The organism is Paenibacillus wynnii (assembly GCF_000757885.1).
GTDB classification, from domain to species: domain Bacteria; phylum Bacillota; class Bacilli; order Paenibacillales; family Paenibacillaceae; genus Paenibacillus_AQ; species Paenibacillus_AQ wynnii.
Genome location: NZ_JQCR01000002.1, coordinates 2,665,587 through 2,683,258 on the forward strand (window position 1 = coordinate 2,665,587; position 17,672 = coordinate 2,683,258).

The window sequence follows — 17,672 nt, forward strand, 5'->3', positions numbered from 1 at the left end:
GGTTGACATCTGGTAATCTCCCCCTGAAAAGGTCACTCCTCTCAGGGGGAGATTGTGTTATAATTATTGTCGATAGATTACTATTTTGTCAGGAGAGTAATGCATTGAATGTAGATGTCAGTATAATTATCGTCAATTACAACACATGCCGCCTGACGATGGATTGCCTAAGGTCGGTTTATGAATCGGATACGAATTACTCCTATGAGATTGTTTTAATAGATAATAATTCTCGAGATGAATCGGTAGAGATGATCAGCACAGAGTATCCAGGTGTTATATTGATTGCGAATGAAGAAAATACCGGATTTGCCCGTGCCAATAATCAGGGAATAGAGATTGTCTCTGGACGTTATGTGCTGCTGCTGAATTCAGATACGGTAGTGCGGAAGGATACACTTGAGACGATGGTTGCCTTAATGGACGGAAGGCCGGATCTCGGGGCTTCTGGTTGTAAAATTATTTTGCCGGACGGGTCGCTGGACAAAGCGTGTAAAAGAGGTTTTCCTACACCGGCGGCTTCCTTTTATTATGCTTTTGGATTCAGCAGGCTTTTCCCGGATCGTCCGAGGTTCAATGGCTACCAGTTGGGTTATCTGGATCCTGATCTGGATTACCCCGTAGATTGTCTGGTGGGTGCGTTCATGCTGCTCCGGCGGGAGACGATCGAGCAAGTAGGTGGGCTGGACGAGAATTTCTTCATGTACGGTGAGGATTTGGATTGGTGCTTCCGCATTAAAGAAGCCGGCTGGGGCATTTATTATTATCCGCAGACGACCATAATTCATTTGAAGGGCGGCAGTGCCAGACGCAGACCGTTCAAGATCGTTTACGAATTCCACAGAGCAATGATTTTATTTCATAGGAAGCATTATAGTAAGCAGTACAACAGTATGATTAATGGAGCAGTATATGCAGGAGTTGGAGTAAAGTTTGCGATCTCCCTTTTGCGAAATGCATTAACCTTTCCAAGACAGGTACCTCTTCCGTCACAGAGCCTTTCTACTATCGGGCAAGCCGATTCCCGGAATGAATCAAACACAGAGGTGAGATTATGATTCGCCGTAATCAAAGGTTCTTAACACAGATTTATATGGTCGCAGACTTTCTGGTCATTCAGATGTCCTTTCTGGCAGCCTGGTGGCTCAAGTTCAAAAGCGGTTGGATGCATTTTGTGAATCCGCTGCCCGTAGAGTCTTACGCCTATTGGAGTCTTATATATGGTGGCATTTCAGTGATGATTGGTATTGTCCTGTCCCTTTATTTACCTAAGCGCAAGAAACGTTTTGTTGATGAATTTTTAAAGATCTTTCAAGTGCACATTATGTCTATCTTTTTCCTGCTCGGTCTGATGTTTTTTGTAAAAGAAATAGACATTTCCCGGGCTTACCTAGCCCTTTATATGGGATTCTTACTGCTGTCGATTATGTTATATCGATATGTGGTGAAGACGATGCTCAAATCCTTGCGTGAAAAAGGCTTCAACCGCCAATATGTTCTAATTCTTGGTGCAGGTACACTCGGTAAAAGATTCTATAATAATCTGGAACAGTATCCGGAATTGGGATATGAAGCCATAGGTTTTCTGGATGATTACCTTACTTGGGACGGGATTGAAGAACATCGTTATAAGCCAATTCTGGGAACGGTCGATCAGTTGTCCGGGATGCTTGAGATGCTGCCTGTGGATGAGGTGATATTAGCTCTTCCGCTGGATGCCCATTCCAAATACCCATCTATTATTGCCGCTTGTGAAAAGGCTGGGGTACGTACACTAATTATTCCCGATTTCTTTGATTATCTGCCAGCTAGACCCTACTTTGATAACTTTGCAGGTATGCCTATGATTAATGTGCGTGATATTCCACTGGATATGGCTGGTAATAAAATGGCGAAGCGATTATTTGATATTATATTCTCTTTATTCGCCATTATCATGATGTCTCCGGTGATGTTATTTGTTGCTTTGGGTGTGCGTTTGACCTCGGCAGGAGCGGTTATTTTTAAGCAGGAGCGAGTCGGCTTGAATCGACGCTCGTTCATGATGTATAAATTCCGCTCTATGAAGATGCAGCAGGATGGCGAAGAGGATACAGGCTGGTCAACACCGGAGGACCCACGCAGAACTCGATTTGGCACCTTTATTCGCAAGACTAGTCTAGATGAGCTGCCACAGTTCTTTAATGTCTTGATGGGGCAAATGAGCGTCGTAGGGCCCCGGCCGGAGCGTCCCTTCTATGTTCAGCAGTTCCGCGGTGAAATTCCCAAGTATATGGTTAAGCATCATGTTCGTCCTGGTATTACAGGCTGGGCTCAGAGCAATGGGTTGCGCGGTGACACCTCTATTGAAGACCGGATTAAGCATGACATTTTCTATATTGAGAATTGGTCGCTGCTGTTCGATATTCGTATTATCTTCAAAACGATCCGTAATGGGTTTAAGAATAATAACGCCTATTAAGGATCAAAACCAAAAAAAGTGGTTGACCGTTTGTGAAACAAACCGCTACGGGTTCGGAGGGTTCTTGCGATCGCTGTTAAAGCCTGATTTCTTGATTGTAAAATGATTTATAGGTTGAAAATCGGGCTTTAAAGGCGAACACTGCCGTTTCTCCAGAATCCCTCCGACCCTCCGCTCTGTTCGCTCGTAAAGTCAACCTCTGATTTTAAGATTGAGCCCTTATTAATTCTTTATCGTACATGGTGGCCTGACTTTGGTTAAAAGATCCCCGTTTTGCCTTCGGCAGAACGGGGTATTGTTTTGTTAACTAACTTAGAAAAGGAAACCACACACTATGAATGAGAAAAGACTAATTCCATCCCTCATTATTGCAGCATCACTTGTGGTATTGCTAATGATTACATTCGGAAATCAGGAGGAGGTTTCCGGAACTGACTTCCCGGAATATCGTATAGTAGCGCATGCTATGGGCGGTATTAACGAACTGCCATATACCAATACCTTTGAAGCGTTTATAGCTAATTATGAGCAGGGCACTCGTCTATTTGAAACCGATTTACTGTTGACGGGTGACGGGAAGCTGGTCGCGCGTCATGAGTGGACTACCCATATGAGTGAGATGCTCGGACAGTTGGAGATTCTACCTGCAAATAAACAAGGAGTTGTCCTGAATTATCGTGAATTCATGAATACTCCGATACAAGGAATGTATTCTCCTTTGGACTGGGAGATGATCCTTGATCTGCTGCAGCACTACCCCGATGCTTATATTGTGACAGATACGAAGGAAGCGGACCCGGTTCTGATGATCAAGGAGTTTGAAATTTTGACGGAGGCAGCCAGCCGTCGGGATCCAGCATTGCTGGAGCGTATCATTCCGCAGATTTACAGCCGTTCTATGCTGGCGCAGATCCATGAGATCCACCCTTTTTCTCATGTTATATATACTCTTTATGAATCCCAGGACAGCGATCAAGAGGTGATTGATTTTGTGAAGGATAGCGGAGTGGATGTAACCATGCCGGAAAACAGGGTCACCAGAAAATTTGTGAAGGCGCTTAAAAATTCAGGAGCACGGGTATATGTTCATACCATTAATGACGTTCAGCAAATACAGAAGTTGTCCCGGATGGGTGTGGATGGATTTTACACTGATTTTGTAGCTGAGAATGATTTGAATCCTATTCATAGATAGTGGGAAAAATGCGAAAAAATGTTCGCATTTTTTTCTGTCTGCAAATTGACAGGTATGCAATGCTAGCATAGACTAGATCTATATCTTTTGCGTGGCAGAAGACGTTTTGTCCAAATATAAAAATCTATGTGTTCCACATTATAAATTATCCTTCTATTTTGGCTCAAAACTAAAATCAGTTCTTGACAGGTGACGAGAAAGACAGAAATCCATTACGCCCAATAGAGGGGTTTTCTCCCTCTATTTCTGCACTCGCCACCCCGTTTGGGCAATTAGAGGGAATTTCGCCCGCTAATTTTGAAGATATACCTTTTTGGGACGGTATGGAAAAGAATATAGGGGTATTTTCCCTTTAATCTCATATTCATGGCGTTTCGGTCGGTATTAGCGGGCATTTTCCCCTCTAATTCACCGAAGGACTGGTCCGCAACCCGGATTCGCTACCTGTAAGACGTAGTTGCCCCAAACCCGGTGAAACATCAGGCGAAGTTAAATCGAAATCGTTCCCGGCCACAGTGACGTAAACGGAAAATCAAGCACTCATTTCGAGAAAGAGCCTCTATTTTTACGAGAAACGTCTGTCGTCCCATAAAGACGATGAAGTCGTTTCTTCTTATGCCTATATGAATATTAAGGATGGAAAAGAATGCAATCAATTCAACAAATGATCAAGCCTTGGCGGCATGTATTCAAGCTGGATCCTGATCGGCTAATTAGCGACGAAGATCTCCAGTCCGTCTGCTTGTCGGGCAGCGATGCCATCTTAATAGGAGGCTCTACAGGAGTAACCTATGAGAATACCGTGGATCTTCTAACCAGAGTACGGCGGTATAAGCTTCCTTGTGCTCTTGAGGTTTCTCATTTGGAAGCTGTTGTGCCGGGGTTTGATTTGTATATGATTCCTATGGTGCTTAATTCACCGGAACCGGCTTGGATACTCGGCCACCATCGACAGGCTATTGAACGGTACGGGAGTTTCATTCCATGGGAAAGGCTGCTTACAGAAGGTTATATTGTGCTGAATGATGACTCATCCGTGGCGCGTCTGACAAGTGCGGAGACTGAACTTACCGCAGAAGCAGCCGCAGCTTACGCACAAATAGCCGATAAGCTAATGAAGCTGCCGATTGTTTACCTGGAGTATAGCGGCAGGTTTGGAGATATGGATACGGTGCAGACTGTCCGAGAGAATGTGGAATACAGTCAGCTCTTCTATGGCGGCGGCATAACCGGTGAAGCTGAAGCAACGCAGGCTGCAGCCCTTTGCGACACCGTTGTTGTTGGCAATATCATCTACCGTGATATACAGCAGGCACTGCGTACTGTGGCGGCTGTCAAGATGACGAAACCTCTCACTTATTTATAGTAGTTTTATGAAGAGCACTTAGTGGATTGAACTTAAAAAATTGACAAAAAGGTTGGAAGTAACGGAGGGGAATTTTGGGACTGGAAGAGCGGTAGCGTCCGCCTTTGTATCCGGATTTCAGCCGCTAAAAGCGGTACAAATCAAGAAATCTGGAGACAACAGCGGCTGGAAGTACAACATTCACCGTAGTTACGCCCCAAATTAAAGTGGATAAATGTTAAGTTCAACTTATATAGTGGATTAATTTACAACTGGAAAGGAGCATGTCCTACATGCAACCTGTTAACATACAAGAAGCCGTTAGTCGTCTGAATCCCCCTCAGCGGCAGGCGGTAGAAATCACCGAGAATCCTCTGCTGATTATGGCTGGAGCGGGCAGCGGCAAGACACGGGTACTTACACATCGCATAGCTTCGTTGATTGCCACCCGCAAGGCTCCGCCTTGGGCGATTTTAGCCATAACGTTTACCAATAAAGCCGCAAGAGAAATGCAGGAACGGGTATCCAAATTGGTTGGACCCGAGGGCCGGGATATTTGGGTATCTACGTTTCACTCCATGTGCGTACGTATTTTGCGGAAGGATATCGAACGTATCGGCTTTACCTCCAACTTTTCCATCCTGGATTCTACAGATCAATTGTCCGTTGTTCGCAATTGTATGAAGGAACTGAACATCGACACCAAAAAGTTCGAGCCGAAGGCCGTACAAGCTGTAATCAGCGCATCCAAAAATGAACTCATCACCCCTGCTCAGTATGAGCAAAAGGTCGGAGATTACTTTGAAGGCCTTATCGCTAAGGTTTATAAAATGTATCAAAGACGCCTGAAGAGTAACAACTCGCTCGATTTTGACGACCTCATTATGAAGACCATAGAATTGTTCCAAGAAGTCCCGGAGGTACTGGATTTCTATCAAAAGAAGTTCAAGTATATCCATGTGGATGAGTATCAGGATACGAACCGGGCTCAGTATATGCTGTGCAAGATGCTGGCGGATAATCACCACCGTATCTGTGTGGTAGGAGATAGCGATCAATCGATATACCGTTGGCGCGGTGCGGATATCACCAATATTCTTAACTTTGAAGAAGACTATCCAGAAGCTAAGGTTATTCTGTTGGAACAGAATTATCGCTCTACCTCCAACATATTGAATGCCGCTAACGGAGTGATCGCTCTGAATACCGGACGTAAGCCCAAGAAGCTATGGACGGATGCGGATGAGGGGCCGAAGATCAAGGTGTACCGTGCAGACTCCGAGCATGATGAAGGGTATTTTGTAACCGGGGAAATCAGCAAAAATGTGAAAGAGGGCAGTGCTTACCAAAATCATGCCATTCTTTACCGAACCAATGCCCAATCACGGGTAATTGAGGAAATCCTGATTAAATCTGATATTCCTTATCAAATTGTGGGCGGCATTAAGTTCTACGACCGTAAAGAAATTAAAGATTTGCTAGCGTACTTACGCCTGCTGTCCAACCCTGATGATGATATTAGCTTAACCCGGATTATCAATGTTCCGAAGCGCGGTCTGGGCGACACCACAGTAGGTAAGCTGGCAGCAGCTGCGGGAGAGCGTGGAATCTCTATCTTCCGTGTTTTACAAACCGTGGATGATCTCGGTTTTGCCGGACGGACTCGTAACATGCTGGTTGAATTTTACGATATGATTGAAGCCCTGCACCGGATGGTAGAATTCCTGTCCGTGACGGAGCTGACGGAAAAAATTCTTGAGATGTCCCAGTACCGTCTGGAACTGCAAAATGAGAATACACTCGAATCCCGCTCACGGCTGGAGAATATCGATGAGTTCCTATCGGTGACCATGGAGTTTGAGAAAAATAATGAAGACAAATCACTGGTTTCCTTCCTTACCGATCTGGCCCTCATTGCGGATATTGATAGCGTGAATGATGAGGAAGAACGCAGTGATGCCGTTGTGCTTATGACGATGCACAGCGCGAAGGGACTGGAGTTCCCGACTGTATTTATTGTCGGCATGGAGGAAGGAGTATTTCCTCACAGCCGGGCCTTTCAGGATAATGACGAGCTGGAAGAGGAACGTCGTCTTGCTTATGTAGGGATTACCCGAGCCGAGAAGCAGCTGTTCCTCTCTTGTGCACGGATGCGTACACTGTTCGGACGAACAACGGCAAATGCGCCATCCCGCTTCCTGGAAGAGATCCCGGAAGAACTGAAAGAAGACACGGTCATGAACTCCGATCGCTTCCGGCGTGGAGGAACTGAAGTGGGCGGCGCCTATGGCGGACGTGGCTTTGGAGGTGGAAGCCGTGGCAACTTTGGCGGAGGGAACACTTCTACGGCCACACGAAACGGAGCAGGTTCCACTGGAGGGACCGGACCTCTTGCAGCAGGCCAGAACCGCGTGGTTGTTACCACTGGAGGACCTCAGCGTACTACGGGAACCGGAGCTACTGCATCATCCGGTGGTTTTAATGCGGGTGATAAGGTGTCTCACGGCAAGTGGGGCATCGGGACGGTGGTATCTGTCAAAGGAAGCGGCAACGATACGGAGCTGCAGATTGCTTTCCCCGCACCGGTTGGCATAAAGCGACTGCTAGCTGGGTTTGCACCGATTACCAAAGTGGAATAGCGGCTAATGGGGTTAACTGCCTCACTTTTGGAACACGATAAGGATAGGAATATATGGACGGAGGGTGTCCCTGAATGGACCAGATGCACACTTGGGTGGCTGAATTAAATAAATATAATTATCACTATTACACATTAGATACGCCGCTGGTTAGTGATAAAGAATACGACGCTATATATGATAAGCTTGTTGCCCTAGAGGCGGAGACGGGCACAGTCTTACCGGATTCTCCTACGCAACGGGTCGGAGGCGAATTACTCAAAGGCTTCACCCCACACCGTCATCTGGCTCCGCTCTGGAGTCTGGATAAAGCACAGAATATCGAGCAGCTTCGGAGCTGGAATGTCCGTGTGCATCGACTCGTGAATGAATATAATACTAGAAACCCTGAAAATCCACTGCCCGATCCATGTTATGCAGTAGAGCTGAAATATGACGGCTTGACCCTAAATTTGACCTATCGGGACGGTGTTCTTGTCCAGGCGGCGACCCGGGGTAACGGTGTCACAGGTGAAGGAATCCTAGCCCAAGTGAAAACGATCAAATCTGTTCCGCTGACGATTCCGTTTGAAGACGGTGTGATTGAAGTGCAGGGGGAGGGAATTATGAACCTGTCTGTTTTGGCAGATTATAATACCCGAGCGGCTGAACCGCTTAAAAATGCGCGTAATGGCGCCGCCGGTGCGCTCCGCAACCTTAATCCAAAGACAACAGCAAGCCGCCGGCTCAACGCGTTCTTCTATAATATAGGGTATGCGGATGGCGTGGAGTTCGCCGATCATCAGGAAATGATGGATTTTCTGCGGAACAACCGGTTTAAGGTGAATCCCTATCTTACGTATTACAGTAATTTTGACGATGTTACCGAGCAGCTCGCGGAGATCGAGGAAAGCCGTTCCGGTTTGGATTATCTTATTGACGGGGCAGTTATCAAGATTACGGATTTCCGTACAAGAGAAGCTCTGGGTTACACGGATAAGTTCCCTCGCTGGGCGGTAGCCTATAAGTTCGAAGCGGAAGAAACGACAACTATATTAGAGTCTGTCAGCTGGAATGTAGGACGAACGGGTAAAGTTACTCCGCTTGCACGAGTGGAGGCAGTAGAACTTGCCGGAGTTACGGTACAGAACTGCACACTGAACAATGTCGGGGATATTGAGCGTAAGAACTTAAAGCACGCATTGGGTACACGCGTCTTCATTCGGCGTTCCAATGATGTAATCCCTGAAATCCTTGGCAAGGTAACGGAAGAGAGTGATGGCGGAGAAATCATTTTCCCAGAGAATTGTCCGTCCTGCGGATTCCCGTTGGAGATGCGCGGTGCACACCTCTTTTGCAATAATAAGCTGGATTGTAAGCCGCAAATTATCAGCCGAATTACGCATTTTGCTTCACGGGATGCCATGGATATTGAGACCTTCAGCGAGAAGACGGCTGGACAGCTTCATGAAGAACTTAATGTGCGTGAACCGGCTGATCTCTATGAGCTAACCTTTGAGCAGTTGTTGAAGCTGGATCGCTTCGGCGACAAGAAAGCCAGCAACTTGATTCAGGCGCTGGAAGACAGCAAAGGCCGCGACCTTGCTTCATTTCTCTATGCTCTAGGTATTCCGAATACCGGGAAAGCAACGACTAAGATGTTGGCGGAGCATTTCCGTGACCTTACTGCTGTAATGGAGGCTAGTGCCGAAGAACTCACTGGATTACCGGATATCGGGGGTATTGTTGCGGAGAGTATCGTTAGCTATTTCAAAGATCCTTTTGTGGTCACAGCGATCAACCGTATGCTGGCACTCGGAGTAGAGGCTAAGGCCCCGGAAGCTCCGCGTCCGGTAAGTACAAATTCCTTTTTTAGCGGGAAGACTGTAGTCCTTACGGGTACATTGCACAAGCTCACACGCGATGAGGCAGCTGAACGTCTGGAAGCATTGGGTGCAAAAGTGAGCGGAAGTGTCTCCAAGAAAACGGATCTTGTGATCGCCGGAGAGAAGGCGGGAAGCAAGTTGGCTAAAGCACAGCAACTGGGCATTCAAGTTATTGAGGATGAAGATGAGCTGCTCCGCCTGCTGGAAAGTTAGAGAACAAGAAGCGAAACAATTTCATATCCCCATACAACGTCCCGGTTCACTTTCGTTTAGCAGCGAATAGAGCCGGGACGTTTTGCGTTTTGAAAATTTAATACAAACAACGGCTTGTTTTGATCATTCGTTAACCTTTGAGAGGTAAGCTTGATTAGATCTCGACAATAAGGAAAGGGGAATGAAATTGAATACATTCATGAAAAGTATGATTGTTGGCGGAATTGCTGTAGCCGTTGTATCAAGTACTACCCTTGTGGGAGCAGCACAGAATCCGAAAAAGGAAGTAATTCCTGCTAAGGCTACATCCAAGAACCTTATCGTTCTGATCGGCGATGGTATGGGTGCCGCTCAAGTCTCCGCCGCACGCTACTACCAGCAGTATACGAAGGGAATCAGTCACCTTAATATTGACCCTTACTATGTAGGGCAAGCCACTACATATGCGGATCGTGGTGAGGACGGAGGCAAAATTGTTTCAGGAATTGTTACGGATTCCGCTTCTGCGGGGACGGCTTTTGCAACAGGTCATAAAACATACAACGCGGGGATCAGCGTCTCTAACGAAGATGTATCGAAACCCTTTGCTTCTATAATAGAAGCGGCTGAGGTTAACGGCAAAGCCACAGGACTGGTTACAACAGCCCGGATCACCCATGCAACCCCTGCCGTCTATGCTTCCCATGTCCGCAGTCGTGATAATGAGTCTGCTATTGCCTCTCAATATCTCGATAGTGGTGTCGATGTCCTGTTGGGCGGAGGCAAGCAGTTTTTTGTAACGAAAGAGGAGAAGGGTAAACGGACGGATAAAAACATCCTAGCGGACTTCCAAGCCAAGGGTTATACCCTGGTTGAGAATACGGCCAGTCTGAACGCTCTTCCATCCCAAACTACCAAAGTACTCGGTTTATTCGGCAACTCCCACGTAGCTTATGTTCCTGATCGTACTGCTGAGATTCCAAGCTTGGCTGCAATGACCTCCAAAGCGCTGAACATCCTCTCGACAGATAAAGACGGCTTCGTGATGATGATCGAGGGTGGCCGTATCGACCATTCCGGACATGCTAACGATTTGCCGACACTGGTACAGGAAGTACTGGATTTCGATGCCGCATTCAAAACAGCGATTGAATATGCCAAAAAAGATGGCAACACATCCGTTGTCGTCACCGCAGACCATGAAACGGGCGGACTCTCCCTATCCCGAGATAATATTTATGAGATCAATATCGACCTTTGGGATAAACAAAAGCACTCTTCCGAAAGTTTAGCAGCTGCACTGGAAGCCGCGAAGACACCAGAGGAAATCCGCAGTATCGTAACTGCAAATACTTGGATTACTGATTTATCGGATGAAGAGGTTAAGCAAATTATGGCGGGTGACGGCTCCTCTTATAAACGTGAGGGGGCATACAATGCTGTAATTTCGAAGCGTCTGCTGGTGGGTTGGTCCGGTCATGGACATTCGGCGGTTGATGTAGGTGTGTGGGCATACGGCCCAATAGCGGATAAGATCAAAGGCCAAATAGACAACACACAAATTGCCACTGTTGGAGCAAGTATTATTGGAGTTGACCTCGCCAAAAGTTCTAAAGAGCTGCAATCAAAATATTTATTTCCTAAATTTAAAGTCAATCGCGAGAATGTAGTGCTTTACCCTGCTGAAGCATTAGTAACTGCATTAGGCGGTACCTTCAAGGGAGACACCTCTGCAGTCAACCTTTTGGTAGGGAAAAACACTGTCACTGTAAACTTGACTGCGCAAACTGCTGCCTTTAATGGTGCGGCTGCTTCCTACACCGTAGACATCGATAATGGCAAATTGTATTTACCGCTTGTTGCATTTAGCCAATTGACGGGCAAAACGCTGCTTTGGGATGCGTTGTCCGAACGGATTATATTGCGATAGGGGGAAATGTTTTGCTGCAAATTCGCAGTCTAGAGAAAGAGTTTAGAGTCGACGGCCGCACCGTCCCGATTCTGAATATTCCCGAATGGTCCATCGCCAAGGGTGAGAAGGTAGCGATCACGGGACCCAGCGGCTCCGGCAAGAGCACTTTGCTTCACTTGATCAGCGGGATCCTGCGGCCGGATAGGGGAGAAATTTATATAAATGAAACTCCCCTGCATAAGCTGAAAGAGGCGGAGCTGGATAAACTTCGAGCTTCCCAAATCGGTTATGTACTGCAGGATTTCCATCTTATACCCTCACTTACCGTAGAAGAAAATGTAGAAATTGCCCTGAAGTGGCGTTTGTCGGCTAAGCAAAAAAAGGATTTGATCGGGGGTTGGTTAGAGAAGGTGGGGCTGCAGAATCGCAGCACCCACCTTCCTTCCCAGTTATCCCGTGGTCAGCAGCAGCGCGTAGCCATTGTACGCGCTCTTGTTAATGATCCGCCACTTGTATTAGCAGATGAGCCTACCGGGAGCTTGGATTGGGAAACGGCGGATGAAATCTCGGAGCTTTTATTGAATTTAAGTGCTGCGGAAACGAAGACCTTAATCGTTGTAACCCATGATTTGAATATGGCGCGGCGGTTTCCTGTCTGTCTTGATATTTACGATGTGAATCGTATTCGAGGGTCTAAGCAGGAGGCGAGCATGGCATGAGTCTTTTTAAATTTACGCTCCGTAATGTTCTGCACCGGCGGTTTTTATCCTTGCTCACTATCAGCGCAGTTGCGGTTACCGTTGCTTTTATCTTATTGGTGTCACTGGCCCAAGACAGCGTGGAGCAGGGAGCGGAAAAGGGTTACGGTCCGTTCGATCTTGTCATCGGCGCCGAGGGGAGTGAAACCCAGCTTGTCTTGAACGCGTTCTATCATATCGGAGCTCCCACAGGTAATATTCCGCTGACTGTTCTGGAGCAAGCCAAGGCGGATGAAGGGGTGGATAAGGCCTACGCTATGACTACTGGCGATAACTATAATGGATTTCCGGTAGTTGGCATAGATCCCGAATACTTCTTAACTCGGTATGGTGACCGACACCTTGAGCAGGGCTCTATTTTTCGAAATACGGGTGAAGCTTTAGTCGGATCTTATGTAGCAACATCGCTAGGTCTTCAGGTTGGAGATACCTTCACCGGAGCGCACGGTCTTGTACAGGAGGAGCATGAAGATGAACACGAAGATGAACATGGAAGCTTCACATACACCATTGTTGGCATTCTGCCTCATCTGAACACTCCTGATGACCGGGCCATTTTTACGACAGTAGACTATGCTTGGGCTGTACATGGCTTGGAGGATAAGAACAAAGAGATAACTGCTATATTGGTGAAGCCTGGTAGTCTGCTTGGGGCACATGATTTAAAAGAAACTTTAGACGGGTCCAATGGAGTCCAAGCCGCTTACACCAGTAAGGCTGTATCCGATGTTGTAAATGCTGTGGATCAAGGCTCGCGTCTGGTTGGTGTGCTGACCTCTTTGTGTGTCGTTTTAGCTGCAATTTCTATTGTTTTGTCCTTGATTGCTGCGGTAGGCGAGCGAACCAAGGATGCAGGTTTATTGCGTCTTTTGGGTAAATCTAAAGGTTATGTGTGGATAACGTTGACCGGCGAGGGTTTGTTGATTACGACAACCGGACTGGTAATAGGTCTATTGCTAGGACATCTGGGAGCTTATATATTGAAAGATATTGTATTTGCTCAAGCGGGGATTCAAATCGATCCGTTTCATTTGTCGGATAATCACCTGAGGATAGTGATAGGAACCTTGTTGATTGGACTGATGTCCTCTGTAGGACCCGCATTCAGAATGTACCGGCTTAGCCCTTTAGCTCTTTTTAAATCTTAGGAGGGTTGTTCTTTTGAAAATAAGGGGAATAAGGCTGAGTCTTTGGGTAGCGGCAGTGGCTATCCTGCTCCTTCTTCAGGGATGCGGACAGGATAAGCAGGCCCCAAATGAAGGGGAATCCTTCGCAGCGGCTAGTGAGCTTACTGAAAATGAAGTTCATGCCACAATCAAGTCAGTATCACCGCAGACTTTAGCAACGGCTACGCACGAAGCTCCGAGCGATGAGAAAGCCATACAGGATAAGGTTAAAGTGGCGAGTCCAACCTCTTCACCGCAGCCTTCTTCGGTTCCTGAGGTGATTTCAGTACCTTCGACAAAACCTACGGCTGCGCCTATAACTGCACCATCAGCTGCACCATCAGTTGCACCGACATTGACACCAAAGAGATCAACGGTTGCGCAGACTTCACTGACTTCACCTACTGTAAAGCCCACATCGTCCTCTGAACCGAAAGCTAGCCCAGTAGGCACCGTGAAACCAAATATACAGGGTATAACAGGAGTCGGATGGTCGGAGTTCTTTGACGGTGAAGATCAGACCCGGCCTTCAGAACGCTTCTGGGATCTCCATGGCAGTGAAGTTACCATAAAAGGCTTTATGGGAGAGGTACTCTCCTTTGATAAACATTGGTTCCTGCTCATTCCGGAGCCGGGTGCTGAGTGTCCCTTTGATAATGGTGACGAAACGTATTGGAATAAGATTATGATCGTATTTGTTCCTGAAGACGTTAAGCTGAGATATAAATCAGGTCCCTTACAGATTACTGGACGTTTGGATGTGGGGATCAAAATCGATGATTCTGGATATAAGACGATGTTCCGCCTTTATGATGCCTCCTTCAAAGAAATCGAATAGAGATAGCAAAAAAGCCTCCCGCTGATGAACTCAGTTGGGAGCTTTTTGTTGTCCTTAGACACATCAGATTTTTTTGGCACCAGGCAACCAAGCATCGATATCATAACCCCGCTGTTCCCAATAGCCGATATGATCCCCCTCAATTAGTTCGATCCTATTCAGCCATTTTACAGACTTATAAGCATACATTTTTGGGACTACCAGACGAACAGGGCCCCCAAGCTGATTTGAAATCGGCATCCCGTCATGCATCACAGCAACCATGATATCCGCCATACGTGCTTGCTCCATGGTTAGGGAATCTGTGTAAACCCCGTCACCGGAATAGAGCTTCACAGTTGCAGCCGTTTTCTGAACACCAGCCATATCCAATAGTGCAGTGAGAGGGATGCCTTCCCAAGTATTTTTATAGACAGACCAGCCGGTAACACAGTGAAAATCACTGACCTGTACTTCACGCTTCAACTGAACGAATTGCTCCCAATTCCAGCTCAGCTTCTTATCCACTAGACCATCCACAGTAAAAGACCAATTGTCATTATTAAAAGAAGGGATGTCTGTAACCGTATATACGCGATAATGTCCGTCCGCTCCCCCACCAATCGGGGGTGAAGACTGCGGTAGAGGTACGGGTTCGGGGAGCAGTGTGTTCGCATTATCTGCCACATAGTCTTCCAAGCTTGGCGGTTTGAAGGATTGACCCACCCAACGTGTAAATGTAGGTCCCAAGGTTAATGCCATACCTGCCCCCACGGCAACTTTGATGAAACCCCGACGCGTATAAAAAGGTTGCGGATGGGAAGGGGGGAGGGTGTCACGACCAACTAACTTTCCTGTATTCTCTTCCAGATCACTATCAGGAACAATGGATCTTTTTTGCGGTTCCTTGAGCCATTTCGTCCGGGTGATGGAGTGGTAGATGATCAACGGAAGTCCGATCCAAGTCAGTAGGTCATGGATGAAAAGTGCTGCATTCGCTGCCCGGGGTCCAGCCATTTTGAACTGCCACAGTACTAAGCCTGACAAGATCCACCCTATAAGCAACCCCAGGACAACAAGTACATTGGCTTTTTGCGAGGTACGTCCTTTAAGGCGTTTCCAATGCTTAGCAGCGAGCAGCAAATAATAAATAACAGGAAGCAGTAACACTAGTCCGATTACGATGTGCCCCCACTTCAGCCACACACGGCCTTCCCCGAGTAATTCCCGCCAGAACCCGCCAAGCAGCATTAGACCGCTAAGAGCCAAGAACAGAACCAGCCAGGCATTCCATGCATGAATGGAGAGCAGTTTCTTCCCGTAACCCTTGCGAATACGAGCTAACCCTTTTTTCACCGGGATGTCCTCCTTCAGTATGTTCGAGTCGATTGTTCAACTTTTAACTAATTGTACCGCAAAAACTGTTCCATGAATAATGTTGCTGAACGTGACCACAGTCATTGATTTTTAGCAAAGAGAAAGGCATCATTATAAAGTTCTAAATGAAGTTTAAACTGAAACAGTAGGGATGGGGAACAATCGATGAAACAAGAAGTGCAATGGAAACCATCGCGTTTTAACGCGCGAACAACAGTGGATGACGGGGGACTCATGCTGTACAACAGCTATACGGGTGCCATCGCGGCGTTTTCGCCGGAGGAGAGCAGCAGAGTTATTGAATTGCTTTCCGGACCGGATGACCCTGTTCCTGATGGGGATTGCACTTTACACGAGGATCTCCTGGAGCACGGGTTTTTAGTTAGTCAGGATACGGATGAACTGCGGCGGGCGTTATATTTGCATCAGTCGATGCACCGTCAAGACAGCATGCACCTTGTGCTTCTAGCTACAGAGGCGTGTAATTTCCGCTGTAATTATTGTTATGAATATTTCCCGAGAGGAACGATGAAGAGTACGGTAACATCGGGACTCGAAAAATATATAGCCTCTCAAGTATCCACCTTAAACCGTCTGACGATTAGCTGGCATGGCGGCGAACCTCTTTTGGCTCCGCAAGTGATAGAGAGGCTGTCGCAATCTTTCATCGAATCCTGTGATCGTAATGGAGTCGTTTATGGGGCAGAAATATCCACTAACGGATACTTTCTGGATCGTGAAATGTTCGACAAGCTATTGGACTGGCGTGTAGAACGTTTTATGGTTACTTTGGACGGGGATGCGGAAGTACACAACCAGCGTCGCGCATTGACCGGCGGTGGAGATACTTATCAGCGGATAGTAGACAATCTGGTTTCCTTAAAAGCAGTGGATCGACCTTTTGAAATTAACCTGCGCGTGAACTTCGATAACAGCAACCTTGAGGCTGTAACTGAGTTTATTCCTGTTCTAAAAGATCTTTTCGGTGATGACCCGCGTTTCAAAGTCTACTTCCGTCCCGTGGGATGTATGGGCGGCGAGAACGATCTGAACCTTTCCGTATGTGATGATATCACCAAGGATACGAAGATTTGGGAGTTCAACGAGCAGGCGATTGCTCAAGGATTAACCGTAAGTTCTTTTATATCTGATATTCTTCTGCCTACAGGAGCTGTATGTTATGCGGCTAAACCGAACTCGTTGATTGTGGATTCAGACGGCCAGTTGTACAAGTGCTCCGTAGCCATTGACCAGGAGAATAACCAGCTTGGAAGTATTAATGAAGACGGAACTCTAGATCTTGATCTAGATAAAATGGCCCTGTGGACCACCTCAGGTGAAGAGACCGACAGCAACTGTCAATCGTGCTTCTTCCGTCCTTCTTGTCAGGGCAATCATTGCCCGTTGTACCGTATGCGCACGGGAAACCGCCCTTGTTCTTATGAGAAACGGCAGATCAAGCAGACACTTCGGACCATTTGGCTGCAAGGTAAAGCTGAGGAGCAAGCTTCTAATGTGTAAAGGTTAAGGAATGAAGCTCCTAGGCAAGAGCCTCATATGAGGGCTTTTAAGGAGGTGAAATAAATGAAAGTTATTCGTCCTGCAGTTCAACCAACTGCGATTACTACTGGCCGTGTCTCCAAATCGGTTCCAGGCAGCCTCAGCTAATTCGTCTATGTAGACCGTGACGAGACTGACCCCAAGGAGCTAAGGCGCATACCGAAGGACAACTTTTACTCGTACAGGGATGTTATACAAAGTAACGGAGAGCAATTATATTCGTAACACAAAGCAGGGAGTAATCCTAACAGTACGAGGGCATGGTAAACAGGTATTTTGGGGGGGCTTCCCGGTGCCTGTTTTATTGTGTTTTTCTTTTAAGTGTAGAAAGTGCAACTATTAACGAATACTTACCGCGCGTCGGTTGTTTAGATGTAGTTTATGC

At 46.9% G+C, this 17,672-nt stretch carries 12 protein-coding genes; 11 read left to right on the forward strand and 1 reads right to left on the reverse strand.

Annotated features, from left to right (window positions below; genetic code table 11):
* Positions 1–158 precede the first annotated feature (158 nt).
* The 10 genes from PWYN_RS14475 (at position 159) to PWYN_RS28710 (ending at position 14,371) form a co-directional block, all read left to right on the forward strand.
* Positions 159–1,058: a glycosyltransferase family 2 protein gene (locus PWYN_RS14475; protein WP_052088015.1), complete on the forward strand. Its 900-nt coding sequence runs from the start codon at positions 159–161 to the stop codon at positions 1,056–1,058.
* Positions 1,055–2,461: an undecaprenyl-phosphate glucose phosphotransferase gene (locus PWYN_RS14480; protein ID WP_036652810.1), complete on the forward strand. Its 1,407-nt coding sequence runs from the start codon at positions 1,055–1,057 to the stop codon at positions 2,459–2,461. The genes PWYN_RS14475 and PWYN_RS14480 overlap by 4 nt, the downstream gene beginning before the upstream one ends.
* Positions 2,462–2,795: 334 nt before the next feature.
* On the forward strand, positions 2,796–3,656 hold the full coding sequence (locus PWYN_RS14485) for a phosphatidylinositol-specific phospholipase C/glycerophosphodiester phosphodiesterase family protein (RefSeq protein WP_036652813.1): 861 nt from the start codon (positions 2,796–2,798) through the stop codon (positions 3,654–3,656).
* A gap of 646 nt (positions 3,657–4,302) precedes the next feature.
* Positions 4,303–5,022 (forward strand): heptaprenylglyceryl phosphate synthase, encoded by a 720-nt coding sequence (pcrB, locus tag PWYN_RS14490; protein WP_205622749.1) that lies wholly within the window; start codon positions 4,303–4,305, stop codon positions 5,020–5,022.
* Between the two features lie 272 nt (positions 5,023–5,294).
* Entirely contained in the window at positions 5,295–7,640 is a 2,346-nt protein-coding gene (pcrA, locus tag PWYN_RS14495) for a DNA helicase PcrA (RefSeq protein ID WP_036652814.1), read from the forward strand.
* A gap of 74 nt (positions 7,641–7,714) precedes the next feature.
* Positions 7,715–9,718, forward strand: a complete 2,004-nt coding sequence (gene ligA / locus PWYN_RS14500; RefSeq protein ID WP_036652816.1) for an NAD-dependent DNA ligase LigA — start codon at positions 7,715–7,717, stop codon at positions 9,716–9,718.
* A gap of 181 nt (positions 9,719–9,899) precedes the next feature.
* Positions 9,900–11,627 (forward strand): alkaline phosphatase, encoded by a 1,728-nt coding sequence (locus PWYN_RS14505; protein ID WP_036652818.1) that lies wholly within the window; start codon positions 9,900–9,902, stop codon positions 11,625–11,627.
* Between the two features lie 11 nt (positions 11,628–11,638).
* Positions 11,639–12,328 carry an ABC transporter ATP-binding protein gene (locus PWYN_RS14510; RefSeq protein WP_084146718.1) on the forward strand — a complete coding sequence of 230 codons (690 nt, stop codon included), beginning with the start codon at positions 11,639–11,641 and terminating at the stop codon, positions 12,326–12,328.
* On the forward strand, positions 12,325–13,515 hold the full coding sequence (locus tag PWYN_RS14515) for an ABC transporter permease (RefSeq protein WP_036652820.1): 1,191 nt from the start codon (positions 12,325–12,327) through the stop codon (positions 13,513–13,515). The genes PWYN_RS14510 and PWYN_RS14515 overlap by 4 nt, the downstream gene beginning before the upstream one ends.
* A 13-nt stretch (positions 13,516–13,528) precedes the next feature.
* Complete coding sequence (locus PWYN_RS28710; protein WP_240479741.1) at positions 13,529–14,371, forward strand: hypothetical protein; 843 nt, start codon at positions 13,529–13,531, stop codon at positions 14,369–14,371.
* Between the two features lie 63 nt (positions 14,372–14,434).
* Here PWYN_RS28710 and PWYN_RS14525 read toward each other — a convergent pair whose 3' ends face one another.
* The gene (locus PWYN_RS14525; RefSeq protein WP_052087958.1) at positions 14,435–15,706 is read right to left on the reverse strand and encodes a molybdopterin-dependent oxidoreductase; all 1,272 of its coding nucleotides are present in this window, start codon (positions 15,704–15,706) and stop codon (positions 14,435–14,437) included.
* A 186-nt stretch (positions 15,707–15,892) separates the two neighbouring features.
* On the opposite strand from PWYN_RS14525, the gene PWYN_RS14530 reads away from it, so the two are divergent.
* Complete coding sequence (locus tag PWYN_RS14530; RefSeq protein WP_036652825.1) at positions 15,893–17,248, forward strand: radical SAM/SPASM domain-containing protein; 1,356 nt, start codon at positions 15,893–15,895, stop codon at positions 17,246–17,248.
* Positions 17,249–17,672 lie beyond the last annotated feature (424 nt).